Genomic DNA, 24,131 nt, shown 5'->3' with positions numbered 1-24,131 from the left:
TCCCCGCGGATTGCTCCGCGGGGCCATGCCAGTCGGGGAGTTATCAGAGGTCGAGCACCAGCCGTTCGCTCTTGGCGAGGGAGCAGCAGATCAGCATCACCTTGCCGCTCTCGCGCTCGCGCTCGGAGAGCAGGTTGTCGCGGTGGTCCGGGGTGCCCTCGATGACCCGCGTCTCGCAGGTGCCGCAGACGCCCGAGCGGCAGGAGTAGGAGACGCGCACGCCCGCCTCCTGAAGCGTCTCGATGATGGTCGATCCGGGGGCGACGGTGAACTCGCGGCCCGAGCGTTTCAGCACGACGGTAAAGCCGGTCTCGGCGCCGGCGACCTCGCCGCCCTGGAAGCGCTCGAGATGCACCTGCCCGGCGGGGCGGTCGGCGGTGGCGGCCTCGAAGGCGTCGAGCATGGGCGCGGGGCCGCAGCAGTAGAGATGCGTTCCGGCGGGCGCCTCGGCGACATGGGCGGCAAGGTCGAGCACCGTGCCCTCGGCGTCGTCGAAATGCAGGTGGACGCGGGTGCCCTCGGGGTCGAGCGCGGCGAGCGCGGGCAGGAAGGCGGCGTCGCTGCGGCTGCGCGCGGCATAGACCAGCCGCCAGTCGATGCCCTTCGCGGCAAGGTGCCGGATCATCGACAGGATCGGCGTGACGCCGATGCCGCCGGCGAAGAACAGCGCCGGGGCGGCGGTCAGCGGAAAGGTGTTGCGGGGCAGGGTGACCTCGAGCAGGTCGCCGACCCGCAGCGTCTCGCAGAGATAGGCCGAACCGCCGGTGCTCCGGGGGTCGCGGTTGACGCCGATCACCCAGGCGTCGGTCATCCCGGGGCCGTTGGTCAGCGAGTAGCTGCGCATCAGTTCCCCCGGCAGCGCGAGGTCGAGGTGCATGCCCGGCTCGACCGGCGGCAGCGGCCGGCCCGAGGGGTCGCGCAGCTCGATCGACCGGATCGTGCGCGCCTCGAAACGGATCGCCTCGACCCGCAGCAGGAGCGGGGTGGACGAGGCCACGCCCTGCGGCGCGGCCTCGTCCTTGGCGCAGAAATGCGCCGTCATTCCGCCGCGTCCTTGGGCGGGACGTAGCCCTTCACCTTGGCCATGTGGTCCTCGTAGCCTTCCAGCCAGTCGGTGCCCTTGGGAACCACGATGTCGCCGCCATGCGCTTGCCGGGCGAATTCGGGGTGATCGACGAACTCCGGCAGCTCCTTGCTGTCGCGCCAGGCGAGCGCCGCGTCGAGCATCACCCGCCGGGTGAGGATCACCATGCGGTCCGAGGCGGCGAGGTGCTCCATGGTGCGGTCGACCACGTGGCCCATGCTCTCCTGGATCGCCTGGTCCTGCAGCGGCACGCCGACGATGCCGGTGTAGCTGTCGCCCGAGCGCTGCCATTCGCGGTCGATGCCGTAATCGTTGCTGGCATCCTTGACCGGGCGCCAGCGGCCCTTCCAGTCGGTCGTCGTCGGCAGGTACTCGAGCGGCCGCGCGAGGCCCGAGACCGGGGTGCCGTCCTTGTACTTCAGCTTCTTGTGGCCGCCGCCCGACGCGCGCGACAGGTCGATGTTGAAGATCATGCAGCTGTCGTCGTCGATCGGCACCCAGGCGTTGGCGGTCTTGGCGTTGCCGAGCTCGCCGCCGCCCGGATAGGTCACCCAGAACGGGAAGAGGTAGGAGGCGTAGCGCTGGTGTTCGTGCCCGTCCATCGCGTCGCGCTGCGCCGAGTACATGGTGCCGAAGGGCATGACCGAGACGTTGATCTTCGGGGCCTTCTCGGTGATCGTGTAGGTCTCGGGGTCGGACATGTCGAGGTTGTCGCCGTCGATGCCGCCCATGTGCAGGAAGCCGAGGTGCGAGGTGTCGATGTCGCCTTCGAGCGCCTGCATGTAGTTGCAGTCGCGGTGGGTCAGCGCGATGTTGCGGTCGTCGCCCTCGCCCATGATCGCCTCGATCTCGGGCAGCGGCGGCGGGTTGTCCTGACGCTCGCCGAAATAGGCGAAGACGAGGCCGCCGCTCTCGCGGGTCTTGTAGGCATAGGCCGGGGTGCCGGCGGGGTACTTGGACTTGTCCTCGAGGTTCGGCTGGTCGAGGCACTTGCCGTTCACGTCGAACTTCCAGCCGTGGTAGGCGCAGCGGATGCCGCCATGCTCGTTGCGCCCGAAGAACAGCGAGGCGCAGCGGTGCGGGCAGCGGTGGTCCATCACGCCGACCCGGCCCTCGGTGTCGCGGAAGCCGATCAGCTTCTCGCCGAGGATCATCAGGCGCACGGGGTCGCCATCGGCGACAAGCTCGGAGGAGAGGCAGACCGGGATCCAGAACTGGCGGAAGAAGTCCCCCATCAGGGTCCCCCGTCCGACGCTGCACAGGTCGATGTTCTCTTCGGCGGTAATCATGGTCGTCTCCTAGTGTTCGACGGTGGAGGCCGGCTCTTTCGCACCGGCGGCAAGCGGGGTGAGCACGCGGGCGCGCTCGAGGTTCCGGCGCGCGAGGGCGATGGCTGCGGCGGTCTCGGAGACCTCGGTCATCGGCGCGTCGAGGAAGAAATCGGCGGGGTAGAAGCGCGCCTTCTGGTAGTAGGGCACGTACATCTCGTAGCGGGCGCGCAGGTGCGGGTTGGCAAGGCCGGTGTCGGCGCGGCGGTCGTGGCGCAGCTGCTCGAGGTCGATCACCGCGCTGACCGCGGTGCTCTCGTCGTCGCTCTCGCGCCAGCCGAGCGTGTTGCCGAGGTGGTCGAGGATATGCGAGCGCCCGCCGGTGAAGGTGCCGTCCGGCGAGAAGCCGATCGGTCCCGCGACATTGGCCGAGACCAGCGCCACCATGTTCTCCGACACGCGGCAGAGCTTCGCGGCCTCCTGCGCGGCGGAGGCGCGCGAGTTGGTCGGGTGCAGCAGGATCTCGGCGCCCTGCATCATCATCACCCGCGCCACCTCGGGCACGTTGATCTCGCCGCAGGCGATGACGCAGAGCCGGCCGAGCGGCGTGTCGACCACCGGGAAGACCTCATCCTCGGGCGTCACCTTCAGGTAGTCGCTGCGGAAGTCGTGCACCGAGGGGAAGGCGGCGGTGTTCACCCGGCGGTAGCGCAGGATGATCTCGCCGTCGGGGCCGATGATGAAGGAGGTGTTGAAATAGCGGCCCGGGAACTCGGGCGGCGCCTCGAAGGCATTGCCGCAGATGTAGATGCCCTCGCGCCTCGCCAGTGCCTGCAGCGGTGCGGTCTCGTCACCGGGCAGGGTGATGCAGCCGCGCGCGATCCAGTCGCGCACCGGCATGCCGAGCGGCGGGCCCATCATCGCGAACTCGGGCGAGACCACGAGGTCGGGCCGCTGCTCCGAGGCGCAGGCCTGCTCGATCAGCCGGACGAGCCGGTCGCGGTTGCGCCCGATCACCGCGCGGGCCGAGGCGAGGTCGGGCGCTTCGCAGGCCCTCTCGCTGGGCATCTGGATGCAGGTCGCTCTCCAGCGGGTCATGGCAGTCCTTTCCTGACTCGGTTGGCGTCACGTTTGTACGCCAGTGGTATACCATCAGTTTCCCGCAAACTTCGCCCGTTTCAACCTCTCTCTGTGGTCGCGGTGAAAATTTTTGTGCCCTGCGCGGCAGAGCGCGCGGAAAAGCGGCAGAATTGTCGGCAGCAGGAACACAGGTGGTCTACAATGGGCGCGCAATGGTCTTTCGCCCTCGCCGAACAGCCGGTAGACAGGAGCAAGGCCAAGGAGACCCTGCATGACGATTGCCACCAAACAGCGCCCGGAGTCGGCATCGGCGGACAGCAAGCCGAATCTCACCGACCAGATCTACGAGCAGCTCATCCAGATCCTGATCAGCGGCGAGTTGCGGCCCGGCGACATCATCGTCGAGCGGCGGCTGGCCGAGCGGCTCAACGCCTCGCGCACGCCGATCCGCGAGGCTCTGGGGCGGCTCGAGGCGGAGCGGCTGGTCTACAAGCAGGCCAACCGCGGCGTCACCGTCAGCCCGTTCAGCACCGAGGCGCTGATGGAGATCCTCAACGTGCGCCAGGTGCTCGAGGCCGAGGCGGCGCGGCTTGCCGCGGGGCGGCTCGCGCCCGAGCGGGTGGCCGGGATCCGCGCCGAGATGGCCGCGCTGGCGGAGCAGACCGACCCGACGCTGGCCGACATCTGGCGGGTCGACGACATGCTGCACGGAAGCATCGCCGATGCGGCGGGCAACGAGCTGCTGGCCGGGATGATCCGCGACCTGCGTCGCCGCACCCATGTGCTCAACGCCTATCGCAGCCCGCATGACTCGCGCTACGACCACAAGGAGAACAGCCAGCTGCTCGACGCCGTGGTCGACGGCCCGCCCGAGGCGGCGCAGAAGGCCATGGCCGATCACATCGCCACGGTGAAGATCGCCATCATCAACCGGCTCACCGGCGTCACGCGCTGACATCGCTCGGGATTTCCGCTTAGGAAGCCCCCATTCCCACGATCCCGCGAATGCCCGGTGATGATTCACCGGGCATTTTTCATGCCCGGCCCGCACCCGCGCAGCATTCGTCGCGCCGGGGCTTGCAATGTTGGCGTCTCGATGGTCTTCCTTTGGCATACCAACTGCACACAATGGTAATGCCGGAAAGAATGCCCATGATCTACGACCTCACGACGCTGGCCCTTCTGCCGAACAGGCTGGGGGCGGTGATGCCCGCGCTTGGCGATGTCTACGGAAACTTCAGCAGTACCGGCACGATGCTCGGCTGCTTCTCGATCGAGTTCGGCCAGCTCAACCGCTTCCACTTCCTCGCCGCCTACGAGTCGCTCGAGGCGCTGCAGGCCGAGCGCGCCCGGGTGATGGAAGCCGCCGACCCCTACGGCATCGGCGAGCATCTCGGCGGGGTCTCGCGCGTGGCCTGCAAGCCGCTCTCCTTCGCGCGACCCATCGTGCCGGGCAGCTATGGCCCGTTCTACGAGTTCCGCACCTACACCGTCGCGCCGGGCGGCCTGCCCGAGACCGAGGAGGCCTGGGCGAAGGTGATCCCGCGCCGCGAGGAGATGTCGCCGCTGCTGACCATCATGGGCAGCATCGAGGGCGCGCCGACAAAGATGATCCACATCTGGCCCTATCGCAGCCTCGAGGACCGGGTGAAGGCGCGCAAGCAGGCCAGCAGCGAAGGCATCTGGCCGCCGCCCGGCGGCTCGGCGCAGCTGACCTCGCTGCAGTCCGAACTTGCCGTCGCCACCGCCGTGTCGGACCTGCAATGAGCCGGGCACCCGTCCCCGCGGCGCTTCTGGCGCAGCTGCCCGCCGCGCCGGCCCCGGTGGGGCTGTTCCGCGGCGCGCGGCGGCTCGGATCCGCGGTCTACCTGTCGGGGCTCGCGCCGCTCGACGACGCGGGCACGCCGATGACCGGGCAGGTCGGGACGCACATCGACCTCGCCGAGGCCCGCGCCCGCGCGCGCCGCGTCGGGCTGGCGCTGCTCGCCAATCTGCAAGCCGAGATCGGCGACCTGAACCGCATCTCGCACGTGGTCAAGGTCAATGGCTACGTGCTTGCCGCGCCGGGATTTGCGCAGATCCCGCAGGTGATCGACGGCTGCTCGGACGTGTTCATCGAGGCCTTCGGCGAGGACGGGGTGCACGCGCGCACCTCGGTCGGCGTCGCGGCGCTGCCGGGCGGCATCTCGGTGGAGGTCGAGGCAATCGTCGAGCTGCGCGCCGAAAGCTGAGCGGAAAATGAAGGCGCGGCCCCCCGGACAAGCCGCCGGGGGGCCGCGCTTCGAAGGCTTGCGTCAGGCGCCGAGGTTGGCTTCGGCCTCGGCCCGGGCGGCGCGCGAGGCACCGGCGAGCAGGCTGATGTCGTTCGGCCCGACGATGAAGGTATAGCCCGAGGCGCGCAGGTCGGCGTAGCTGCGCCCGGCGCCGACGATGGTGCCCAGCATCAGCCCGCCTGCCTGCGCGGTACTCTCGACCTCGGCGATCTGCCCCTGCACGTCGGGATGGGTCATATCCTCGAGATGGTTCATCGAGGCGGCAAAGTCGTTGGGCCCGACGAAGGCCATGTCGATGCCCTCGATCCCGGCGATCTCGGCGACCTCGGCCACGGTGTCCACATGCTCGACCTGCGCCATGATCAGCAGCTCCTCATGCGCGGTCTTGGCGTAGTCGGTGCGCTTGCCGTAGTCCGAGGCGCGCACGATCGGCGCGGCATAGCCGCGGCGGCCGCGCGGCGCGTAGAGGCAGAAGGAGGCGATGTCGCGGGCCATGGCGGCGGAGCTCACCATCGGCACCATCAGCGAACGGGCACCCCGGTCGAGCGCGCGCTTCAGCGTCGCCTCCGAGGCATCGGGCACGCGCACAACGGCCTGCCCCCCGGCGCCCTCGACGGCGCGGATGAGGCCCAGCCCCGCCTCGAGCCCGGCGGTGCCGTGCTCGCAATCGATCACCACCACGTCCCAGCCGGTGTGCACGAGGATCTCGGCCGCCTCGGGCGTGCCAAGCTCGAGCCACGCGGCGGTGACGGTTTCGCCGGCCTTGAGCCGTGCCTTGAGGTGGTTCTTGCCAGTCATGTCTTTGCTTCCTTTGCGGAGTGTGAAGTGCGTTTGGAAATGATTTCGAGCGCCGCGCGCAGCAGCAGCAGCCCCCAGACGATCAGGGTGACGACGCCGAGCACCGCGGCGGTGCCGCGCTCGAAGAAGCCGGTGAGGTCGCCCTGCGCCTTCATCATCGAGACCATGAAATTGCCCTCGACGACCTTGCCGAGCACGATGCCGAGGATGGCGGGGGCGAGAGGGATCTGCGCCCAGGCCATGGCAAAGCCGAGCAGGCCGAGCACCAGCATGATCCAGATCGCCATGGTGCTGCCCATGATCGCGTAGGCGCCGATCATCGAGAGCATCAGCACCAGCGGCATCAGCACTGCGCGCGGGATGCGCAGAAGGTGCGTCGCCACCGCCACCGCCAGCCCGCCGGTCAGCAGCATCAGCAGGTTGGCCATGAAGAAGGCGCCGAAGATCGTGTAGACCAGCGTCGCGTCGGTGGTGAAGATGTCGGGCCCCGGGGTCAGCCCCTTCATCAGCAGCACGCCGATGGCGATCGCCGTGACGCTGTCGCCGGGGATGCCGAAGACCAGCGCCGGGGTCCAGGCCCCCGCGACTGCCGCGTTGTTCGCCGCGCCGCCGTCGACGATGCCTTCAAGGTGGCCCTTGCCGAACTTCTCGGGCGTGCGGGAGAACCGCCGCGAGAGGGCATAGGCGATCCACGCCGCGACATCCGCCCCCGCGCCGGGCAGGGCGCCGACCACCGTGCCGCCGACGCCCGAGCGCAGCACCGAGACCCAGCGCGCGCGGATCTCGCGGAGCGCGGCGCCGAGGCTGGGTAGGAGCGGCTCGATGCGGATCCGCTGCAGGTGCGTCTCCTCGCCGGAGCCCGCGTTGCGCAAGAGCTCGGACAGCGCGAAGAGTCCGATCATCGCCGGGATGAAGCTGACCCCGTCGTAGAGATCCTCGAGCCCGAAGGTGTAGCGCGGATGCCCGACCGCGACGTCGATGCCGACCGTGGCGATGGCCAGCCCGATGAACAGCGAGGCGAAGTTGCGCGCCACCGAGGCGCCGCCGACGAAGACCGCGCAGCTGAGGCCGAGCGTCGCCAGCCAGAAGGCCTCGTCGCTCGAGAAGCTGGCCGAGAGTCGGGCGAGCTGCGGCGTCGCCACGGTCAGCAGGATCACCCCGATGATGCCGCCGAGCACCCCGGCGAAGAGCGAGACGAACAGCGTCGTGCGCGGCTTGCCGGACTGGGCGAGCGCGTAGCTGTCCTCGACATAGGCGGCCGAGGCGGGGGTGCCGGGCATCTTCAGCAGCGCGCCCGAGATGTCGCCGGCGAAGATCGCCGTGGTGGTGGTGGCGACGATGGCGGCCACCGCCTGCGCGGGGGCCATGAAATAGGTGAAGGGCACCAGCAGCGCGACGGCCATGGTGGCGGTGAGCCCGGGCATCGAGCCGACGAAGGCGCCGTAGAGCGTGCAGAGCAGCACCGTCATCAGAAGGTGCGGCTCGAGCACGGCGGCGAAGATCGCGAGAACGTCCATCGCCGCCTCCCTACCAGGCCACCGGGGTCAGCAGCCCCCAGGGCAGCGGCACGCGCAGCACGCTGTAGAAGATGTAATGCAGCGCGAGCGGCCCGAGGATCGCCACCGCGCCCGCGACCGTCCAGCCGCCGCCGAAGATGCGCACCGCGACCAGCAGCGCCAGCGCCGCCGCGACGTGGAAGCCGAGCAGCGGCAGCAGCACCGCGAAGGCGGCCACCAGCGCCAGCAGGATCAGGATCGGCAGCGCCGCAAGCCGCGGCCCCTCGCTTTCGGGGGCGATGCCGCGGGCGGCTTCGAGAAGGATGCCCAGGCCCGACAGGATCAGCCCCGAGGCGATGATGCGCGGAAAGAGGTCGGGCCCGTAGCTCATGGCGCCGATTTGCGGAAAGCCCGAGGCGATCCAGATCATCAGGATGCCGAGGGCGACCAGCGCCGCCCCCGTCACGATGTCCCGTGTTGCAGTCATCTGTCCCGGCCCGCTTACTTGGCGAGGCCGACGGCCTGGATCACCTCGCCGAGCGCGGCGTCCTGCTGCTCCATGTAGGCGGCAAGATCGGCGGCCCCCATGCTGACCACGTCGGCGCCGCGGCTGGCCTTGAACTCGGCCCACTCGGGCGAGGCGACGACATCGGCGACCGCCTTCTCGTAGGAGCAGACGATGTTCTGCGGCAGGTCCTTCGGCCCCGAGATGGTGATGTAGGCCGCCAGCGTCCAGCCGCTTTGCAGCGCCTCGGAGGTCAGCGGCACGTCGGGCAGGGCCGCCATCGGGCTGCCGTGCATGTAGGCCAGCGCCTTGACCTCGCCCGACTCGACCAGCGTCTTGCCCTCGGACAGCGCCGGGGTCGCCACGTCGACGCCGCCCGCGACCAGTTCCTGCAGGGCAGGGGCCGCGCCCTGCGACGGGATCCAGCGGATCGCGTCGGGGGCCATGCCCTCGGCGTTCAGCATCCCCGCCAGCGCAAGGTGCCAGATGCCGCCGAGCGCGGTGCCCGAGCCGGTCAGCTCGCCGGGGTTGGCGCGGGCGTGGTCGAGCAGTTCGGCCACCGTGTTGAAGGGGCTGTCCTTGCCCACCAGAACCGAGGCGGGAACGATGTCCACCAGCGCGATCGGGGTGACGTCCTTGTAGCTCATGTCGGTCAGGCCGACCCAATGCATGGTGTTGATCTCGACCGTCACCGCGCCCACCGTGTACCCGTCGGGCTCGGCGCGCGAAATCGCCGAGTGGCCGGTGACGCCGTTCCCGCCGGTGCGGTTCACCACGTTGAACGGCACGCCCCAGGACTTCTCGAGAAGGCTCGCCAGCATCCGCGAGTTGGCATCCGTGCCGCCGCCCGCGCCCCAGGGCACGATGTAGGTGACCGCACGGTCGGGTTTCCAGTCGCAGCTGTCCTGTGCGTGCAGCACGGTTCCGGTCGTGGCAATGGCGGCGGCGCAGAGGGCCGCCCGAGCAAATCCGTTCATGTAATCCTCCCATTGATGCACTGCCCCAATTCATCCTCCGGCAGTGCCCGGGGATAGTTGGACCATGGTATACCATCTCTAGTCAATCGTTTGACTAAGCATTTTTCGATTGGTTCGGCGAAAGCGCGCGGATAGTGAGGAAAGAAAGGCGGGGACGGCATGACAAAGAGAACGACGCTGCGCGACATTGCCGAGGAGCTGGGGCTCTCGGTCTCCTCCGTCTCGCTTGCGCTGCGCGCGCATCCCCGGATTCCCGCCGCCACGGCCGAGTCGGTGCGACAGGCTGCGGCGCGGCTCGGTTACATCTACAACCGCGCCGCCGCCGACCTGCGCCGGGCCGAGAGCCACCTTGTCGCGGTCTGCCTCAGCGACCTGTCCAACCCGGTGTTCAACGAGTTCCTCGTGCAGATCGAGGACGAGCTCTGCACCCGCGACCGCAAGGTCTTTCTCGGCGTCGCGCGCGAGAGCCTCGATCAGCAGCGGCGCTTCCTGCAGACCGCGCTCGAACATGGGGTGGGCGGGATCGTGCTCTGCCCGGTGCACGGCACCCGTCCGGCCGATCTCGACATGCTGCTGCCGCGTGGTCCCGGGGCGGCACCGATCGTGCCCACGGCGATCTTCTCGCGGCAGGTCGAGGGCGTGGCGCTGCCGCAGTTCCTCAACGACGACCCGCTGGCCGGGAGGCTGGCGGCGGAGTGCCTGATCGAGGCGGGACATCGCCGCATCGGCTGGATCGGCGGCGGTCAGGACACCTCCACGGCGCGCGGGCGGTTCGGCGGCTTCCGCGCCGCGCTCGAGGATGCCGGGCTGCCGCCGCCGCTGGTCCGCCATGGACCGACCAGCCGGGCCTTCGGGCGATCGGCGGCGCTCGACCTGCTGCAGGGAAGCGACGCCCCGACCGGGATCGTCTGCTTCAGCGACCTGCTGGCCTTCGGCGTGCTGTCGGCGATCCGCGAGCGCGGGCTCGAGCCGGGGCGGGACGTGTCGCTGGTCGGCTGCGACGACATGGACGAGGCGGCGTTCACCTGGCCCGGGCTGACGACGGTGGCGGTGGACAAGTCCGAGATCGGCCGCGCCGCGGCGCGCTGCCTGCTCGGCGAGGCACCGGCACAGGTCTCGGTACTGCCCCCGCGACTGATCCGCCGCGGCACGGTCGGGCCCGCGTCGCGCTGATCCTCAGTCCCCGCCGGTCGAGCCGACGCTCTCGCGGCTGACGAGCGCGCCGCTGATCAGCACCTTGGTGGCGGGCTCGGGCGCGGTGGCGATCAGCATGTCGTCGAGCAGGCGCACCGCCATGGCGCCGATGCGGCGCTTGGGCACCTCGATGGTGCTGAGCGCGGGCTCGCTCATCGCGCTCATCGGCAGGTTGTCGAACCCCACGACCGAGACATCCTCGGGGATGCGCAGCCCGTGCTCGCGCAGCGCCTTCATGAAGCCGAAGGCGATCATGTCATTGGCGCAGAAGTAGGCCTCGGCCACGCGCGGTGCGGCGGCAAGCTGGGCGAGCCCGTCGCCATAGGCGCCCTCGAGCGTCGAATCCACCGACAGGATCAGCGCCTCGTCCGCCTCGAGCCCCAGCGCCGCCATGCCGCGCAGGAAGGCGTCGCGGCGCAGCGCGAAGTTGGTCACCGCGGTGTGGCTGGCGACCATTCCGATGCGGCGGAAGCCGCGCCCGGCAAGGTGGCGCAGCACCGCGAAGACCGCCTGGTCGTTGTCCATGTCGACGAAGCTGAGGTCGAGCAGCGGGTGGTAGGTGTCGATGAAGACGACGGGCAGGGGCGCGCGGGCGAGGAACTGCACCTCCTCCTCGGTCAGCTCGGTGCCGAGGATCACCGCGCCGCGCAGGTCGCCCGAGCGCAGCGACTCGGCGATCTTGTCGACGTCGGTGCCCTCGAAGCTCTCGACCTGCAGCGAATAGTCCCGCCGCGTCGCCTCGTAGGACATGCCGTCGATGTAGTCCGAGATGAAGTGGTTGTGGTCGCGGTTCACCGTGTGGCCGTGCCGCGCGATCTTGAGAAAGCGCAGCGTGTGGACGGAATCGGGGCGCGCCCGGCCGGCGCGGGGCCGGTACTTCATCTCGCGCACGGCGCTGAGCACCCGCTGGCGAGTCGCCTCCGAGATCTCTCCCTTGCCGTTCAGGACCAGCGAGGCGGTGGCCGCGGAGACCCCGGCATGTTCGGCGACCTGGCGCAGGGTGACCGGCTTTTTGTCTGTTTTTGTCATGGCTTGCTGCGGGTCCCGTGCGGCCGATCTGTTTAGTAAACATCTTTCCGAACGCGCCGTTTCGCAAGCGGGAACGCCTTCGTGACAGCGACGGAAAGCCTATTGAACGCTCCTGAATTATTTGTTAGCGATTTACTAAATCAAGCAGAAGTTTACTAAATCCTAGGAGGAGAGGATGCGTAAGCTCGATGGCCGGCTGGCCATTCTGTCGGTGCTCGTGCTGGCCCTGCTGGCGGTCGGAGGCATCGTTTCGGGCGGCACCTACCTGTCCCTGTTCAACCTGCAGTCCATGGCGACGCAGGTGCCCGAGATCGGCCTGCTGGCGATCGGCGTCATGCTGGCCATGTGCTCGGGCAATGGCGGGATCGACCTGTCTGGCATCGCGCTGGCGAACCTGTCGGGCGTGGCCTCGGGCCTGCTCGTCGCGCAGGTCTTCGACGTCAACGCTGCGCCCTGGGCCTTCACCCTGGCTTTCGCGGCGGTCGCGGTGGCGGTGGGCGCGCTCGGCGGGCTGCTGAACGGGCTCATCATCTCGCGGCTCGGGATCACGCCGATCCTCTGCACGCTCGGCACGCAGATGCTGTTCACCGGGCTCGCCGTGGTGCTTTCCGACGGGCGCTCGGTGACCATCGGCTCGCCCGACCCGCTCTACGAGCTCGGCAACGGGGTGATCCTCGGCGTGCCCTACAGCTTCCTGATCTTCCTCGGCGTCGCGCTGGTGCTGGGGGCGGTGCTGCGCTTCACCCCCTTCGGCATGCGGCTCATGCTGACCGGCGCCAATGCCCGCGCCGCCGACTACAGCGGCTTTCCGAAGGCGGCGATCTTCACCGTGACCTACACGATCTCGGGCGCGCTGGCGGGGCTTTCGGGCGTCATCATCGCCGCGCGCAACGTGAACGTGAAATGGGACTACGGCACCAGCTACCTGCTCATCGCGATCCTGATCGCGGTCATGGCGGGGGTGCGGCCCGAGGGCGGCTACGGGCGCGTGCTCTGCGTCGTGCTCTCGGCCATCGTGCTGCAGCTTTTGTCGAGCCTTCTGAATTTCATCGGCCTGTCGAACTTCGTCCGCGATTTCGCCTGGGGCGCGCTGCTGCTCGCCTTCCTCGCGGTGGGACGGTTCCAGCTCATCGAGCGGCTGGCCGCCGGGATCACTTCGGCGCGGGTCCCTCGCGCGTCGAAGGGCTGACCACGAGGGAACTCTAGGGAGGAGTACACCATGAAGAAGACGTTGAAACTGGGCTGCGTCGCGGCCCTGATGGTCTCGGCTGCAAGCGCCGCACTGGCCGAGGGCACGATCACCACGGTGGTCAAGATCAGCGGCATCCCGTGGTTCGACCGGATGGAGACCGGCGTCGAGAAGTTCGCCGAGGCGAACCCCGACATGAACATCAGCCAGGTCGGCCCGGCGCAGGCGGACAGCGCGCAGCAGCTGCAGATCGTGCAGGACCTCATCGCCAAGGGCACCGACGCGCTGGCCGTGGTGCCGATGGACCCGGCGATCCTCGAGGGCGTCTTCAAGCGCGCCATGGACCGGGGCACGATCATCGTCACCCACGAGGCCGACAACCAGATGAACACGATGGTGGACGTCGAGGCCTTCGACAACGCCGAGTACGGCGCGGCGCTGAACGAGCGCCTGGCCGAGTGCATGGGCGGCGAGGGCAAGTGGACGACCTTCGTCGGCTCGCTGGGCAGCCGCACCCACATGCAATGGGTCGGCGCGGGCGAGGAGAACGCCAAGCAATACCCGGGCATGGAACTCGTCGATCCCAACAACGAAAGCTTCGACGACGCCAACGGCACCTACGAGAAGGCCAAGGAAGTGCTGCGCAAGCACCCCGACATCAAGGGCTTCCAGACCTCGGCGGGCAACGATGTGCTGGGCGTCGGCCGCGCCATCGAGGAGGCCGGGCTGACCGGCAAGGTCTGCCTCGTCGGCACCGGCCTGCCCAACCCCTCGGCGGCCTATCTCGACAGCGGCGCGATCACCGCGATCGGCTTCTGGGATCCGCAGAAGGCCGGCATGGCGATGAATGCCGTCGCCAAGCTGCTGCTCGAGGGCGGCGAGCTGTCGGACGGCATGGACCTCGGCGTCGAGGGCTACGAGAGCGTCACGCTCAAGGACGGTCCGGGCACCGGCAAGCTGCTGGTCGGCAACGGCATGGTGCTGGCCGACAAGGACACCTACAAGGACTACCTCTTCTGAGGCAGCCCCTTCGAGCGGGGGCGCGCGACGCCGCGCCCCCGGACTTCCCCGATCAAGAGGCGCATTTCCCGTGACCCAGAGCGATCATCCGGATCAGCCGTTTCTCGAGCTGCGCGGCATCCACAAGCGCTTCGGCGGCGTGCACGCGCTGCGCGGCGTCGACCTGACGCTACGCGCCGGCGAGGCCTATCACCTGCTGGGCGAGAACGGGTGCGGCAAGAGCACGGTCATCAAGATCATGTCCGGCGCCCATGCCCCGAGCGAGGGCGAGATCCTGCTCGACGGGGTCCGCCATGACGCGCTGAGCCCGATCATGGCGCTCGAGGCGGGGATCGAGACCGTCTACCAGGACCTGTCGCTGCTGCCCAACCTGAGCGTCGCCGAGAACGTCGCGCTCGGCGAGCAGCTGGTCGGCGGGCGCGGCCGGATGCTGCGCTGGCTCGACCGGGGCCGCATGGGCGAGACCGCCGCGAGGGCGCTGCGCGAGGTCGGGCTCGAGCCGACGCGGGCGCTGCTCGGCACCCGCGTCTCGGAGCTGCCGCTCGCCATCCGCCAGCGCGTCGCCATCGCCCGCGCCATCGCGCAGGAGGCGCGGCTGGTGATCATGGACGAGCCGACCACCTCGCTCACCCGCCACGAGGTCGAGACGCTGATCGAGGTGGTGGGCCGGCTGCGCGCGCAGAACGTCGCGGTGCTCTTCGTCACCCACAAGCTCGAGGAATGCTACCGCATCGGCGGGCAGGCCATCGTCTTCCGCGACGGCCGCTGCGTGGCGCAGGGACCGATCGCCGGCTACAGCCGCGGCCAGCTCAGCGAGCTGATGACCGGGCGCGCGATCGAATCCCGCCGCTACCGCACCGGCGCTCCCGGCGCGGAGGAATTGCTGCGACTCGAGAATCTCGGCTCGGGCGAGGCCTTCCAGGGCGTCGGCACGGTGCTGCGCAAGGGCGAGATCCTCGGCGTCACCGGCCTGTCGGACTCGGGCCGCAACGAGCTGGCGCTGGCCCTCGCCGGGCACCGGCAGATCACCGACGGCACGGTCAGCATCGGCGGCACGCACGCCCGCATCGACAGCCCTGCCCAGTCCATCGCGCTTGGCATCGGCTACGTGCCCGAGGACCGGCTGGGCGAGGGGCTCTTCATCGAGAAATCCATCCTCGAGAACGAGGTGCCGCTGATCCTCGACCGCATCCTCGGCCCGCTCGGCACCGTCGACCGCGGCAAGGCGCGCGGCGCCGCGCGGCGCATCTCGGACGAGATGAAGCTCAACACCTCCGACATCGACCTGCCGGTCGGCGCGCTCTCGGGCGGCAACCAGCAGCGCGTGCTGATCGGGCGCTGGCTCAGCATCGAGCCGCGCATCCTCGTGCTGCACGGGCCGACCGTGGGGGTGGACGTGGGCTCGAAGGACACGATCTACCGCGCCATCCAGGCCATGGCCGAGCGCGGCATCGGGCTCGTCATCGTCTCGGACGACCTGCCCGAGCTCTTGCAGAACTGCGACCGCATCCTGGTGATGAACGCCGGGCGGATCGCCCTCGAAGTCCCGGGCGCCAGCGCCAGCGAGGACGACATCTACCTGGCAATGCTCGCCTCCCACGCGGAGGCCGCGGAATGACCATGACACATTCTTCCCTCGATACCGCGAAGCCCTCCCAACCCGCCGCGCACCGCCGCGCCGGGATCGCCGAGACCTTCGCCCGCCGCCCCGAACTCGTCAGCCTCTGCCTGCTGATCGCGATCTGCGTCGTGGTGGCGGTGATCAACCCGGCCTTCCTGTCGCCGACCTCGCTGATCGACATGGGCCGCGCCTCGGTGGTGACCGGGCTCTTCGCGCTGGGGGTCTTCGCCGTCCTCGCGGCGGGCGGCATCGACGTGAGCTTCACCGCCATCGCGGCGCTTTCCATGTACTCGCTGACGCTCTTCGTGCTGAAGCTGGCACCGGGCCTGCCAATGGCGGCGATCCTGCTGATCGCCGTCGCGGGCGGCACGCTCCTCGGCGCGGTCAACGGCTGGCTGGTGCACAAGCTGCAGGTGGCGGCGCTGATCGTCACCATCGGCACGCAGTACCTCTTCCGCGGCATCCTCCTCGCGTTCATCGGCACGGTCTGGCTGATGGAGCTGCCGCCGCAGATGGTCGCCTTCGGCAAGGCTTCGATGCTCGACGTCACCACCGCGAACGGCGCGACGGTGACGCTGCCCTGGTACTTCCTCGTCTTCCCGGCCGCCGCGCTGCTGACCTGGGTGATCTTCAACCGCACGCTGATGGGCCGGGCGATCTTTGCCACCGGCGGCAATGCCGAGGTGGCGGCTCGGCTCGGCTACGACCAGCGCCGCGTGCATCTCTTCGTCTTCGCCTTCGCCGGCGCGCTCGCCGGGCTTGCGGGGATCGTGCATGTCTGCGCCAACCGCATGGCCAACCCCTTCGACCTCGTCGGCACCGAGATCGGCGTCATCGCCGCCGTGGTGCTGGGCGGGGCGCGGATCACCGGCGGCACCGGCTCGGTCTTCGGCACGGTGACCGGCGTGCTGCTGATCACCGTCGTCAACAACGTGCTGGTGCTGGTGGGCATCCCCTCGACCTGGCAGCGCGTGGTGGTCGGCGCCTTCATCCTTCTCGCTGCGGCCTTCTTCGTGACCCGCCGCCGCAAATTGCAATCCCTCACCCGGAAGTGACCGCTATGAAGAAATTCCTCAACGATCCCGAGAACTTCGTGGACGAGATGCTGGACGGCATCTACCGCGCCCATCCGCAGGTGACCTATGCCGCGGGCGACCTGCGCTGCTACGTCACCGCCAATCCGGTGCCGGGCAAGGTCGGTATCGTCACCGGCGGCGGCTCGGGCCACCTGCCGACCTTCCTCGGCTTCGTCGGCGCATCCATGCTCGACGGCTGCGCCGTGGGCGGGGTGTTCCAGTCGCCGAGCTCGGACCAGATCCTCGAGGTCACCAAGCATGTCGACCAGGGCGCCGGCGTACTCTACCTCTACGGCAACTACACCGGCGACATCATGAACTTCGACATGGCCGGCGAGCTGGCCGAGCTCGAGGACATCGCCACCCGAACCGTCATGGGCAACGACGACGTCGCCTCCTCGGTGGTCGGCGAAGAGCACAAGCGGCGCGGCGTGGCGGGGATCTTCTTCCTCTACAAGGCCGCGGGGGCGGCGGCGGCCGAGATGCTGCCGCTCGACGAGGTGGCGCGCATCGCCGACAAGGCCCGCGCCCGCACCCGCACCATGGGTGTCGCCCTCTCGCCCTGCATCGTGCCCGAGGTCGGCAAGCCCGGCTTCGAGATCGGCGAGAACGAGATGGAGATCGGCATGGGCATCCATGGCGAGCCCGGCATCTCGCGCGAGACGATCAAGCCCGCCGACGAGGTGGTCGACACGATGATGGCGCGCATCTTCGCCGAGACCGACTACAGGTCCGGCGACGAGGTCGCGGTGCTGGTCAACGGGCTGGGCGGCACGCCGCTCGAGGAGCTCTACATCCTCTTCCGCCGCGTCTCGATCCTGATGGAGGAGCGGGGCGTGACCATCCGCCATTGCTGGCTGGGCGAGTTCGCCACCTCGATGGAGATGGCCGGGGCCTCGATCTCGGTGCTGCATCTCGACGACGAGCTCGAGCCGCTGATCGCCCGGCCCGCGCACACGCCCTTCTTCACGCAGATCAAGGGGTAAGGCGATGGCGCTTTCGGCTGAAGAGACCCGGGGCTTCTACGCCGCCTGGGCCGCCCGCTTCGCCGCCGAGCGCGAGGCGCTGATCGCCCTCGACGGCAAGGTCGGCGACAGCGATCTCGGGATCACCATGTCCAAGGGCTTCGCCGCCGCGAACGAGGCGGTCGCGGCGCTCGAGGGCGCGTCGGTCTCGGGCCAGATGAAGGCGGCGGGGGCGGCGCTGGCCAAGGCCGCGCCCTCGACCATGGGCACGCTGATGGCGACCGGCTTCCTGCGCGGCTTCAAGGCGCTGGAGAGCGCCGAGCGCTTCGGCACGGCCGAGGCGGCGACCTTCTGGCGCGCCTTCGCCGAGGGCGTCGCGCAGCGCGGCAAGGCGCAACTCGGCGACAAGACGGTGCTCGACGTGCTGGACCCGATCGCCGGTGCGCTCGAGGGCAGCGACGCGGGTCTTGCCGGGGCGCTCGACGCGGCGGTCGAGGCCGCCGCCAAAGCGCTCGAGGCGACGAAGGACATGGTCGCGCAGCACGGCAAGGCGGCGGCCTTCCAGGAGAAATCGCGGGGCCTGCCCGACGCGGGCGGCACCGTGGCGCTGATCCTCGTCGAGGTGATGCGCGACGTCGCCCGCGCGGCGGAGCAGGGTTGACACCGGCAGAGCCGGACCGGAAGGAGGACGGATCATGCACTACAGGCAACTCGGCCGCAGCGGGCTCAAGGTCTCGGTGCTCGCCATGGGCAGCTTCACCTTTGGCGGCAGGGGCGATTTCGGCATGGTGGGGGCGCAGGGCGTGCCCGAGGCGCAAAGGCTCATCGACACCTGCCTCGATCACGGCATCAACCTGCTCGACACCGCCAACATGTACTCGACCGGGCTGGCAGAGGAGATCCTCGGCGAGGCACTGGACGGCAGGCGCGAGCGGGTGCTGATCTCGTCCAAGGCGCGGATGCGCATCGGCGAGGGGCCGAACGACGAGGGCGCCAGCCGCTGGCACCTGATCCGCGAATGCGAGCGCAGCCTCAAGCGGCTGCGCACCGATCACATCGACATCTACCACATCCACGAATGGGACGGACTCACCCCGGTCGAAGAGACCATGGAGGCGCTCGACACGCTGACCCGGCAGGGCAAGATCCGCTACGCCGGCTGCTCGAACTACACAGGCTGGCAGCTGATGAAGGCGCTGATGGCCTCGGAGCGGCACGACCTGGCGCGCTTCGTCACCCAGCAGATCCACTACACGGTCGAGGCGCGCGAGGCGGAATACGAGCTTCTGCCGATCTCGCTCGACCAGGGGCTGGGGGTGACGGTCTGGAGCCCGCTCGCCGCCGGGCTGCTCAGCGGCAAGCACCGGCGCGACGGCTTCGCCGAGGGCAGCCGTCAGGCCAAGGGCTGGACCGAGCCGCCGATCCGCGACTGGGACCGGCTCTGGGACATCGTCGACGTGCTGGCCGAGATCGGCGCCGCGCATGGCGTCGAGGCGGCGCAGGTGGCGCTGGCCTGGACGCTGGGCCGCCCCGCGGTGGCCTCGCTGGTGGTCGGCGCCAGCGCGCCCGAGCAGATGCAGCGCAACCTGCGCGCGCTCGACGTGACCCTCAGCGACGAGGACCTCGCCCGCATCGACGCGGTGAGCCGCCCGCCGCTGATCTACCCGCACTGGCACCAGGCGCAGTTCGCCAGCGCCCGCTTCGGCGGACCCGAGCGCGCCCTGCACGGCTGACCCGGCAGGGCGCGGGAACGTTAGGGCGCCGCCATGATCTCGCGATAGGCCGCGTGGTCCGCCTGCATCCGGCGGAACACGCGGTACTTGGCGTCGTGGTAGGCGGCGATCCGGCCGCCACGTGGCGCGATCTGCTGCACCGCGGGGGCCATGGCGCGCATCGCCTCGCCAAGCGACGGCTGCGCCCCCGCCGCCACCGCGCCCAGCATGGCCGAGCCGAGCAGCACTGGCTCGGGGGCCTCCGGGACAATCACCGGCACGCCGCAGGCATCCGCCGTCTCGCGCAGGTAGAGCGCGTTCTTCGCCAGCCCGCCCGAGACGACGATGCTGCCGATCCCGGCCCCGGCGGCGCGCATCTCCTCCAATATGTGCCGCGTGCCGTAGGCGAGCGCCTGCAGCGTCGCGAGGTAGTCGAGCGCCAGATCGTCGCGCCCGGTGTCGAGCGTGATCCCGTCGATACCGCCCTTGCGCCAGGGCGCGGCCAGCGGCGAGCGGTTGCCATGCGCGTCGGGCTGGACGTGGCGCGAACGGGTGAGCGTGGCCGTCTCCTCCGCCATCTCCGCGAGCCGCGCGTCCAGCAGGGTGGCGGGGTGACGGCCCGCCGCCGCGGCCTCGGCCTTCAGCGCGGGGTAGGCGCCGTGGCGGGCGAGCACGGCGTCGATCAGCGCCCCCGCCGCCGACTGGCCGCCCTCGTTGACCCAGAGCCCCGGCAGCAGCGCGCCGAAATAGGGCCCCCAGACGCCGGGCACATAGGCGGGCTCGGCGGTCACCGCGATGTGGCAGGTCGAGGTCCCGGCGATCATCGCGAGGCTCTCCCCGCCCCCTGCACCCAGCGTGCCGAGCGCCCCGGCATAGGCGTCGATCAGGCTCGCGCCGACCGCGATGCCCTCGGGCAGGCCAAGCTCGGCAGCGGCCTGTGCCGTCAGCCCGCCGAGCCGGGTGCCGGGGGCGGCGATCTCGGTGCCGATGCGCGCGTGGCCCCCGGGGCCGGTCAGCGCGTCGAGGCCGATCGCCGAAAGGAAGCCGTCGTCCCAGCCCTCGCCTTCAAGCCCGAGATGGCCGAGATAGGTCCACTTGCAGACCAGCGAGCAGAGCGAGCGCGCCCGGCTGCCGCAGGCGCGCCAGACCAGCCAGTCGGGCAGATCCCACAGCTGCGCGGCACGGGCGAAACGGTCCGGCATCTCGCGTTGAAGCCAGCGCAGCTTCGGCATCTGCATCTCGGGGTTGATCACCTCGCCGACGTGGCGCAGCGGCGCGCCGCCGGTGGCGTTGATCTCCTCGGCATCCATCAGCGCCCGGTGGTCCATCCAGACGATGATGTCCTGCGCGGCCGCGCCCTCCGGGTCGACCGACACGGGCCGGTCGTCCGCATCCGCCAGCACCAGCGAGCAGGTGGCGTCGAAGCCGAGTCCTGCGACCTCCTCCGGCCGGATGCCCGAGGCCGCGACCGCCTCGCGCACCGCGGCGCAGATCGCCTGCCAGATGTCGGCGCTGCTCTGCTGCGCCCAGCCGGGACGGGGGCGCCACATGGTGATCTCGCGGCCGCTGGCGGCAAGCAGCGTTCCGCGCTCGTCGAACACCCCGGCGCGCGCACTGCCGGTGCCCACGTCGATACCGATGAAAGCCATGTCTCCTCCTCGTCCGCATCCGCGGGATGCGTGATTTGCCTCGCGCGCATCGAAAGCGATTTCGGGCCGAAGTGCAAATCCCGGTCGCGGCCCTGCCGGGAAGAGGCGGGCGCCCCGGGCCGTCAGGAGCCGCCGCCCTCCGCCCCGAAGCCCGCGAGGAACTGGTCGATCGCCCCGCGGATCACCCGCGGCTTGTCGTCCAGCACCGGCAGGCCGAGGATATGGCGGCGCATGCCGTAGTTCAGCAGCCCGCCATGCAGCAGCCAGGCCGGTTCCAGCTCGGCGCGGGTGACCCGGATCCGGTCCTCGCCGCCGCGCTCGACCCGGGTCTCGCGCACCAGCCGCTTGAGGATGAGCTCCTCGACCACGTGGTTGTACCAGCGGTTGATGCGCGCCTCGCGCAGCGCGGCAAAGCTCGAGATGCGCAGCCAGACCGGGTCGAAGATGCTGTCGGTATAGGCGTCGTAGAACGCCGCGAAACGCGCCCGGACCGGCTGGCCGCGGTCCTCGAGCGTGGCGTCCCACTCGGGGTTCCAGCGGTCGAGGAAGACCCGCGCGTAGACCGCCTCGATCAGGCCGTCCTTGTCGGGAAAGTAGCGGTAGAGCAGCGGCTGGGTGATCCCGGCAAGCTTGGCGAGGTCGCGCGTCGAGGCGTCGAAGCCCTTCTCGGCGAAAAGCTCGGTCGCGGCCGTGACGATCTGGCCCCTCCGGGCCTCGGGAGAGAGGCGCTTGCGCGGGGCGGTGCTGTCAGACGCGGGCGTCGCGCGGCCTTTCGTCACGAACGGCTTCCTTCGGGCGGATTCTTCGCAGCAACCATAGTCGAGCCCGGGGAGACTTGCAGCCCGGAAATTTATCGTGTGATAAATAGCCCGGCAGCAGAGGAGGCCCGCATGAAATTGCTTGGTCGGCGCACGTCCGTGAACGTGCAGAAGGTGGCATGGACCCTGGCGGAGCTGGGTGTCGACCACGAGACGGTGGAGATGGGCGGCGTCTTCGGCGGGCTCGACACGCCCGAGTACCGCGCGCTCAACCCGATCGGCAAGGTGCCGACGCTGATCGACGGGGGTCTCTGCGTCTGGGAGTCGAACGCCATCGTGCGCTACCTTGCCGGGGCCTACGGCGAGGGCGGGTTCGGCGGGCAGGACATCGCCGGGCGGACGCGGGCGGACATCTGGATGGAATGGTTCCAGAACAACGTCTACGCCGCCTTCACCAGCGTCTTTCACAACACCGTCCGCCTGCCGCCGTCGCAGCGCGACCCGGCGGCCCGCGCGGCGGGGCTCGGCGTTGTGACCGAGGCGTTCCGGCTGCTTGAGGCGCGGCTCTCCGAGGGCGATTTCCTCGCGGGCGACCGGCTCACCATGGGCGACATCCCGGCGGGCTCGGCGCTCTTCCGCTACTATACCATGGAGATCGAGCGCCCCGAGCTTCCGGCACTCGCGGAGTACTACGCGCGGCTCTGCGAACGGCCCGCCTACCGCGAGCACGTGATGGTCTCCTACGACAGCCTGCGGATGCCCGGCGACTGAGGGCAGAGACTGAGGGCAACTACTCCACGTCCAGCCCGAGGAAGCCTCCGATGGCGTGCTGGAAATCGGCGGGGTTGTCGACGTTGACCACGTGGGCGGCGCCGGGGATCACCACGCAGCGCGCGCCCGGGGTCGCCGCCGCCATCGCCTGCATGGCACCGGCGGGGGCGGCCGCGTCCTTCTCGCCGGCGACATAGAGCGTCGGCGGCAGCAGCCCCGGCAACTGGCGCAGGTAGTCGAGCTGCAGGAGCGCCGCGGCGCAGCCGCGATAACCCGCCTCGCTGGTGCCGAGAAAGCCCGCGCGCAGCGCCTCGGTGCGTTCGGGATGCGCGGCGCGGCTCTCCGCCGAGAGCCACTTGTCCTCGGTCACCTGCCAGACCGCCTCGAGCCCGCCCGTGTCGAGCAGGTGCAGCCGGTCCTGCCAGCTCTGCACGAAGGGCGGCGGCGCGTCGGCGCGGGCGGCGCAGCAGAGAATCCGCTCGATCCGCGCGGGCTGCGCGAGCCCCATGCCAAGCGCCGTCATGCCGCCGAGCGACAGGCCCATGACCGAGGCCGTCGCGGCGCCGTGGCGGTCGAGCACGCCGAAGGCGTCGGCGACAAGATCGTCGAAACAGTAGGGGCCGTCCGGCGCGGGGCTGCGACTATGGCCGCGCGCGTCGCAGCGAATGACCCTGTAGAAGCTGTTCAGGTGACCGAGCTGACCGTCCCACATGGCATGGGTGGCCCCGAGGCTGTTCAGCAGCAGCAGGAACGGCGCGCCGTCGCGGCCCGAGACTTCGGAATAAAGGTCGGTCATGCGAGCTCCAGCCAGCGGTCGGCGGAGCGGGTCTCGGCATCGACGAGCGGCGCGACGACCTGCGAGAGCAGCAGCAGCGAGTCCCGCGCCAGCGTCCGGTCGTGCCAGCCGAGGTCCACGAGCACCAGCGCCCCGAAGGGCCCGCAGGCGGTGCGGAAGTCGATCAGCCCACCCGCCACCGTCTCGGGGGTGCCGCGGAGCACCACGCGGTCGGCAAGCTCGGCCACCTCCTCCGAGCCCGGATCGCGCCCGAGCCTCTGGCCGAGGTAGGCGCGGCAGGCATCGCCGGGATCGCGGACCGCGGTCTCGGCGCGGGCGGGGTTGGTGGCAACGAGCAGGATGCGCGCGACGCGCCATTGCCGCGGGCAGGCGCGGATGGATCCATGCGTGCAGCCCGTCACGTGGGCGGGCCAGTGCGCCGCCACCGCCTCGGGGTCGAGCAGGCAGTCCGACAGCGGCTGGTAACCGGCCCGCGACAGCGCCCGGACCGCGGCGGGATCGGCCCCCGCCGCGACGATCCGGGGGCAGGGGGCGGGCGCCTCGCCGACCAGCTGCAGCGCGGGCCGTGCCTCGCGTCCGGGCAGGGTGTCGAGCCTGTGAACCGCCATCGCCCCCGACAACGCGGGCCCGCGCGGCGCGTGCGGCAGTTCGGTCAGGACTTCGGAGAAGCCGACGGCCCTCGCATAACTGGCCCGGTCGGCGGTGCCTCCGGGGCCGGGGATCGCGCTGGCAAGGTATCCGAGGTTCATCTGCCGTTCCTCCCGTCCTGCGGGGGCAACAACCCCCTTCCCGAGGCTAGCGAGAAGGGGGGGTGCAGATGAAGCTATATAAATTCGGGGTCCCTATCAGGTTTTCATATGGCCCCGGGCC

24 protein-coding genes are annotated in these 24,131 nt (G+C 70.0%); 12 read left to right on the top strand and 12 right to left on the bottom strand.

Features of this window, described 5'->3' with window-relative positions; all coding sequences use genetic code 11:
* Nucleotides 1-43: 43 nt before the first annotated feature.
* Genes PVT71_RS23305 through PVT71_RS23295 form a run of 3 tightly spaced genes read right to left on the bottom strand, consistent with a single transcriptional unit; the run spans nucleotide 44 to nucleotide 3,450 of the window.
* Nucleotides 44-1,042, bottom strand: coding sequence for a PDR/VanB family oxidoreductase (locus tag PVT71_RS23305; protein WP_353475906.1), 999 nt, complete (start codon nucleotides 1,040-1,042; stop codon nucleotides 44-46).
* Nucleotides 1,039-2,373 (bottom strand): Rieske 2Fe-2S domain-containing protein, encoded by a 1,335-nt coding sequence (locus PVT71_RS23300; RefSeq protein ID WP_353475905.1) that lies wholly within the window; start codon nucleotides 2,371-2,373, stop codon nucleotides 1,039-1,041. The genes PVT71_RS23305 and PVT71_RS23300 overlap by 4 nt, the downstream gene beginning before the upstream one ends.
* A gap of 9 nt (nucleotides 2,374-2,382) precedes the next feature.
* Nucleotides 2,383-3,450, bottom strand: coding sequence for a nitrilase-related carbon-nitrogen hydrolase (locus PVT71_RS23295; protein ID WP_353475904.1), 1,068 nt, complete (start codon nucleotides 3,448-3,450; stop codon nucleotides 2,383-2,385).
* A 253-nt stretch (nucleotides 3,451-3,703) separates the two neighbouring features.
* Here PVT71_RS23295 and PVT71_RS23290 point away from each other — a divergent pair, with 253 nt between their 5' ends.
* The 3 genes from PVT71_RS23290 (at nucleotide 3,704) to PVT71_RS23280 (ending at nucleotide 5,663) form a co-directional block, all read left to right on the top strand.
* Nucleotides 3,704-4,387 (top strand): GntR family transcriptional regulator, encoded by a 684-nt coding sequence (locus PVT71_RS23290; RefSeq protein WP_353475903.1) that lies wholly within the window; start codon nucleotides 3,704-3,706, stop codon nucleotides 4,385-4,387.
* A 197-nt stretch (nucleotides 4,388-4,584) separates the two neighbouring features.
* Nucleotides 4,585-5,199 (top strand): NIPSNAP family protein, encoded by a 615-nt coding sequence (locus PVT71_RS23285; protein ID WP_353475902.1) that lies wholly within the window; start codon nucleotides 4,585-4,587, stop codon nucleotides 5,197-5,199.
* Nucleotides 5,196-5,663, top strand: a complete 468-nt coding sequence (locus tag PVT71_RS23280) for a RidA family protein (RefSeq protein ID WP_353475901.1) — start codon at nucleotides 5,196-5,198, stop codon at nucleotides 5,661-5,663. The genes PVT71_RS23285 and PVT71_RS23280 overlap by 4 nt, the downstream gene beginning before the upstream one ends.
* A 63-nt stretch (nucleotides 5,664-5,726) precedes the next feature.
* Here PVT71_RS23280 and PVT71_RS23275 read toward each other — a convergent pair whose 3' ends face one another.
* The 4 genes from PVT71_RS23275 to PVT71_RS23260 are packed head-to-tail and all read right to left on the bottom strand — an operon-like array spanning nucleotide 5,727 to nucleotide 9,481.
* Complete coding sequence (locus PVT71_RS23275; protein WP_353475900.1) at nucleotides 5,727-6,503, bottom strand: aldolase/citrate lyase family protein; 777 nt, start codon at nucleotides 6,501-6,503, stop codon at nucleotides 5,727-5,729.
* Entirely contained in the window at nucleotides 6,500-8,020 is a 1,521-nt protein-coding gene (locus tag PVT71_RS23270) for a tripartite tricarboxylate transporter permease (protein ID WP_353475899.1), read from the bottom strand. The genes PVT71_RS23275 and PVT71_RS23270 overlap by 4 nt, the downstream gene beginning before the upstream one ends.
* A gap of 10 nt (nucleotides 8,021-8,030) precedes the next feature.
* Nucleotides 8,031-8,486, bottom strand: a complete 456-nt coding sequence (locus PVT71_RS23265; protein ID WP_353475898.1) for a tripartite tricarboxylate transporter TctB family protein — start codon at nucleotides 8,484-8,486, stop codon at nucleotides 8,031-8,033.
* A gap of 14 nt (nucleotides 8,487-8,500) precedes the next feature.
* Entirely contained in the window at nucleotides 8,501-9,481 is a 981-nt protein-coding gene (locus PVT71_RS23260; RefSeq protein ID WP_353475897.1) for a tripartite tricarboxylate transporter substrate binding protein, read from the bottom strand.
* Nucleotides 9,482-9,640: 159 nt separating this feature from the next.
* Between PVT71_RS23260 and PVT71_RS23255 the strand changes: the two genes are divergently transcribed.
* On the top strand, nucleotides 9,641-10,654 hold the full coding sequence (locus tag PVT71_RS23255; RefSeq protein ID WP_353475896.1) for a LacI family DNA-binding transcriptional regulator: 1,014 nt from the start codon (nucleotides 9,641-9,643) through the stop codon (nucleotides 10,652-10,654).
* 3 nt (nucleotides 10,655-10,657) lie between these two features.
* Here PVT71_RS23255 and PVT71_RS23250 read toward each other — a convergent pair whose 3' ends face one another.
* Nucleotides 10,658-11,704: a substrate-binding domain-containing protein gene (locus tag PVT71_RS23250; RefSeq protein ID WP_353475895.1), complete on the bottom strand. Its 1,047-nt coding sequence runs from the start codon at nucleotides 11,702-11,704 to the stop codon at nucleotides 10,658-10,660.
* Nucleotides 11,705-11,879: 175 nt separating this feature from the next.
* On the opposite strand from PVT71_RS23250, the gene PVT71_RS23245 reads away from it, so the two are divergent.
* The 7 genes from PVT71_RS23245 to PVT71_RS23215 all read left to right on the top strand — a co-directional run bounded on the left by PVT71_RS23245 (nucleotide 11,880) and on the right by PVT71_RS23215 (nucleotide 19,308).
* Entirely contained in the window at nucleotides 11,880-12,893 is a 1,014-nt protein-coding gene (locus tag PVT71_RS23245) for an ABC transporter permease (protein ID WP_353475894.1), read from the top strand.
* 69 nt (nucleotides 12,894-12,962) lie between these two features.
* A complete protein-coding gene (locus PVT71_RS23240; protein ID WP_353475967.1) occupies nucleotides 12,963-13,913 on the top strand; it encodes a substrate-binding domain-containing protein in 951 nt (316 codons plus the stop codon).
* A gap of 70 nt (nucleotides 13,914-13,983) precedes the next feature.
* Complete coding sequence (locus tag PVT71_RS23235; protein ID WP_353475893.1) at nucleotides 13,984-15,531, top strand: sugar ABC transporter ATP-binding protein; 1,548 nt, start codon at nucleotides 13,984-13,986, stop codon at nucleotides 15,529-15,531.
* Nucleotides 15,528-16,589: an ABC transporter permease gene (locus tag PVT71_RS23230; RefSeq protein WP_353475892.1), complete on the top strand. Its 1,062-nt coding sequence runs from the start codon at nucleotides 15,528-15,530 to the stop codon at nucleotides 16,587-16,589. The genes PVT71_RS23235 and PVT71_RS23230 overlap by 4 nt, the downstream gene beginning before the upstream one ends.
* A gap of 5 nt (nucleotides 16,590-16,594) precedes the next feature.
* Nucleotides 16,595-17,596 carry a dihydroxyacetone kinase subunit DhaK gene (locus tag PVT71_RS23225; RefSeq protein ID WP_353475891.1) on the top strand — a complete coding sequence of 334 codons (1,002 nt, stop codon included), beginning with the start codon at nucleotides 16,595-16,597 and terminating at the stop codon, nucleotides 17,594-17,596.
* Between the two features lie 4 nt (nucleotides 17,597-17,600).
* Nucleotides 17,601-18,236, top strand: coding sequence for a dihydroxyacetone kinase subunit L (locus PVT71_RS23220; protein WP_353475890.1), 636 nt, complete (start codon nucleotides 17,601-17,603; stop codon nucleotides 18,234-18,236).
* Nucleotides 18,237-18,270: 34 nt separating this feature from the next.
* Entirely contained in the window at nucleotides 18,271-19,308 is a 1,038-nt protein-coding gene (locus PVT71_RS23215) for an aldo/keto reductase (protein ID WP_353475889.1), read from the top strand.
* Nucleotides 19,309-19,328: 20 nt separating this feature from the next.
* Here the strand turns inward: PVT71_RS23215 and PVT71_RS23210 are convergent, their stop codons facing one another.
* Both PVT71_RS23210 and PVT71_RS23205 read right to left on the bottom strand, forming a co-directional pair.
* Nucleotides 19,329-20,936: an FGGY-family carbohydrate kinase gene (locus PVT71_RS23210; protein WP_353475888.1), complete on the bottom strand. Its 1,608-nt coding sequence runs from the start codon at nucleotides 20,934-20,936 to the stop codon at nucleotides 19,329-19,331.
* A 122-nt stretch (nucleotides 20,937-21,058) separates the two neighbouring features.
* Nucleotides 21,059-21,715: a TetR/AcrR family transcriptional regulator gene (locus PVT71_RS23205; RefSeq protein WP_353475887.1), complete on the bottom strand. Its 657-nt coding sequence runs from the start codon at nucleotides 21,713-21,715 to the stop codon at nucleotides 21,059-21,061.
* A gap of 111 nt (nucleotides 21,716-21,826) precedes the next feature.
* On the opposite strand from PVT71_RS23205, the gene PVT71_RS23200 reads away from it, so the two are divergent.
* The gene (locus PVT71_RS23200) at nucleotides 21,827-22,465 is read left to right on the top strand and encodes a glutathione S-transferase family protein (RefSeq protein WP_353475886.1); all 639 of its coding nucleotides are present in this window, start codon (nucleotides 21,827-21,829) and stop codon (nucleotides 22,463-22,465) included.
* 19 nt (nucleotides 22,466-22,484) lie between these two features.
* Here PVT71_RS23200 and PVT71_RS23195 read toward each other — a convergent pair whose 3' ends face one another.
* Both PVT71_RS23195 and PVT71_RS23190 read right to left on the bottom strand, forming a co-directional pair.
* Nucleotides 22,485-23,261, bottom strand: a complete 777-nt coding sequence (locus tag PVT71_RS23195; protein ID WP_353475885.1) for an alpha/beta fold hydrolase — start codon at nucleotides 23,259-23,261, stop codon at nucleotides 22,485-22,487.
* On the bottom strand, nucleotides 23,258-24,010 hold the full coding sequence (locus PVT71_RS23190) for a hypothetical protein (RefSeq protein WP_353475884.1): 753 nt from the start codon (nucleotides 24,008-24,010) through the stop codon (nucleotides 23,258-23,260). The genes PVT71_RS23195 and PVT71_RS23190 overlap by 4 nt, the downstream gene beginning before the upstream one ends.
* Between the last annotated feature and the right edge of the window lie 121 nt (nucleotides 24,011-24,131).

Source organism: Salipiger sp. H15 (assembly GCF_040409955.1).
In the GTDB taxonomy this organism is placed as follows: domain Bacteria; phylum Pseudomonadota; class Alphaproteobacteria; order Rhodobacterales; family Rhodobacteraceae; genus Salipiger.
Note: the sequence above shows the minus strand (reverse complement) of the source record. Positions and strands in the feature narration are given on the sequence as shown.

Coding starts and splice junctions, on each gene's coding strand:
- PVT71_RS23195 (WP_353475885.1), bottom strand. CDS start 23,261: ATGACCGACCTTTATTCCGAAGTCTCGGGCCGCGACGGCGCGCCGTTC.
- PVT71_RS23255 (WP_353475896.1), top strand. CDS start 9,641: ATGACAAAGAGAACGACGCTGCGCGACATTGCCGAGGAGCTGGGGCTC.
- PVT71_RS23210 (WP_353475888.1), bottom strand. CDS start 20,936: ATGGCTTTCATCGGTATCGACGTGGGCACCGGCAGTGCGCGCGCCGGG.
- PVT71_RS23190 (WP_353475884.1), bottom strand. CDS start 24,010: ATGAACCTCGGATACCTTGCCAGCGCGATCCCCGGCCCCGGAGGCACC.
- PVT71_RS23230 (WP_353475892.1), top strand. CDS start 15,528: ATGACCATGACACATTCTTCCCTCGATACCGCGAAGCCCTCCCAACCC.
- PVT71_RS23305 (WP_353475906.1), bottom strand. CDS start 1,042: ATGACGGCGCATTTCTGCGCCAAGGACGAGGCCGCGCCGCAGGGCGTG.
- PVT71_RS23225 (WP_353475891.1), top strand. CDS start 16,595: ATGAAGAAATTCCTCAACGATCCCGAGAACTTCGTGGACGAGATGCTG.
- PVT71_RS23245 (WP_353475894.1), top strand. CDS start 11,880: ATGCGTAAGCTCGATGGCCGGCTGGCCATTCTGTCGGTGCTCGTGCTG.
- PVT71_RS23275 (WP_353475900.1), bottom strand. CDS start 6,503: ATGACTGGCAAGAACCACCTCAAGGCACGGCTCAAGGCCGGCGAAACC.
- PVT71_RS23240 (WP_353475967.1), top strand. CDS start 12,963: ATGGTCTCGGCTGCAAGCGCCGCACTGGCCGAGGGCACGATCACCACG.
- PVT71_RS23250 (WP_353475895.1), bottom strand. CDS start 11,704: ATGACAAAAACAGACAAAAAGCCGGTCACCCTGCGCCAGGTCGCCGAA.
- PVT71_RS23265 (WP_353475898.1), bottom strand. CDS start 8,486: ATGACTGCAACACGGGACATCGTGACGGGGGCGGCGCTGGTCGCCCTC.
- PVT71_RS23200 (WP_353475886.1), top strand. CDS start 21,827: ATGAAATTGCTTGGTCGGCGCACGTCCGTGAACGTGCAGAAGGTGGCA.
- PVT71_RS23285 (WP_353475902.1), top strand. CDS start 4,585: ATGATCTACGACCTCACGACGCTGGCCCTTCTGCCGAACAGGCTGGGG.
- PVT71_RS23215 (WP_353475889.1), top strand. CDS start 18,271: ATGCACTACAGGCAACTCGGCCGCAGCGGGCTCAAGGTCTCGGTGCTC.
- PVT71_RS23295 (WP_353475904.1), bottom strand. CDS start 3,450: ATGACCCGCTGGAGAGCGACCTGCATCCAGATGCCCAGCGAGAGGGCC.
- PVT71_RS23220 (WP_353475890.1), top strand. CDS start 17,601: ATGGCGCTTTCGGCTGAAGAGACCCGGGGCTTCTACGCCGCCTGGGCC.
- PVT71_RS23280 (WP_353475901.1), top strand. CDS start 5,196: ATGAGCCGGGCACCCGTCCCCGCGGCGCTTCTGGCGCAGCTGCCCGCC.
- PVT71_RS23260 (WP_353475897.1), bottom strand. CDS start 9,481: ATGAACGGATTTGCTCGGGCGGCCCTCTGCGCCGCCGCCATTGCCACG.
- PVT71_RS23300 (WP_353475905.1), bottom strand. CDS start 2,373: ATGATTACCGCCGAAGAGAACATCGACCTGTGCAGCGTCGGACGGGGG.
- PVT71_RS23290 (WP_353475903.1), top strand. CDS start 3,704: ATGACGATTGCCACCAAACAGCGCCCGGAGTCGGCATCGGCGGACAGC.
- PVT71_RS23270 (WP_353475899.1), bottom strand. CDS start 8,020: ATGGACGTTCTCGCGATCTTCGCCGCCGTGCTCGAGCCGCACCTTCTG.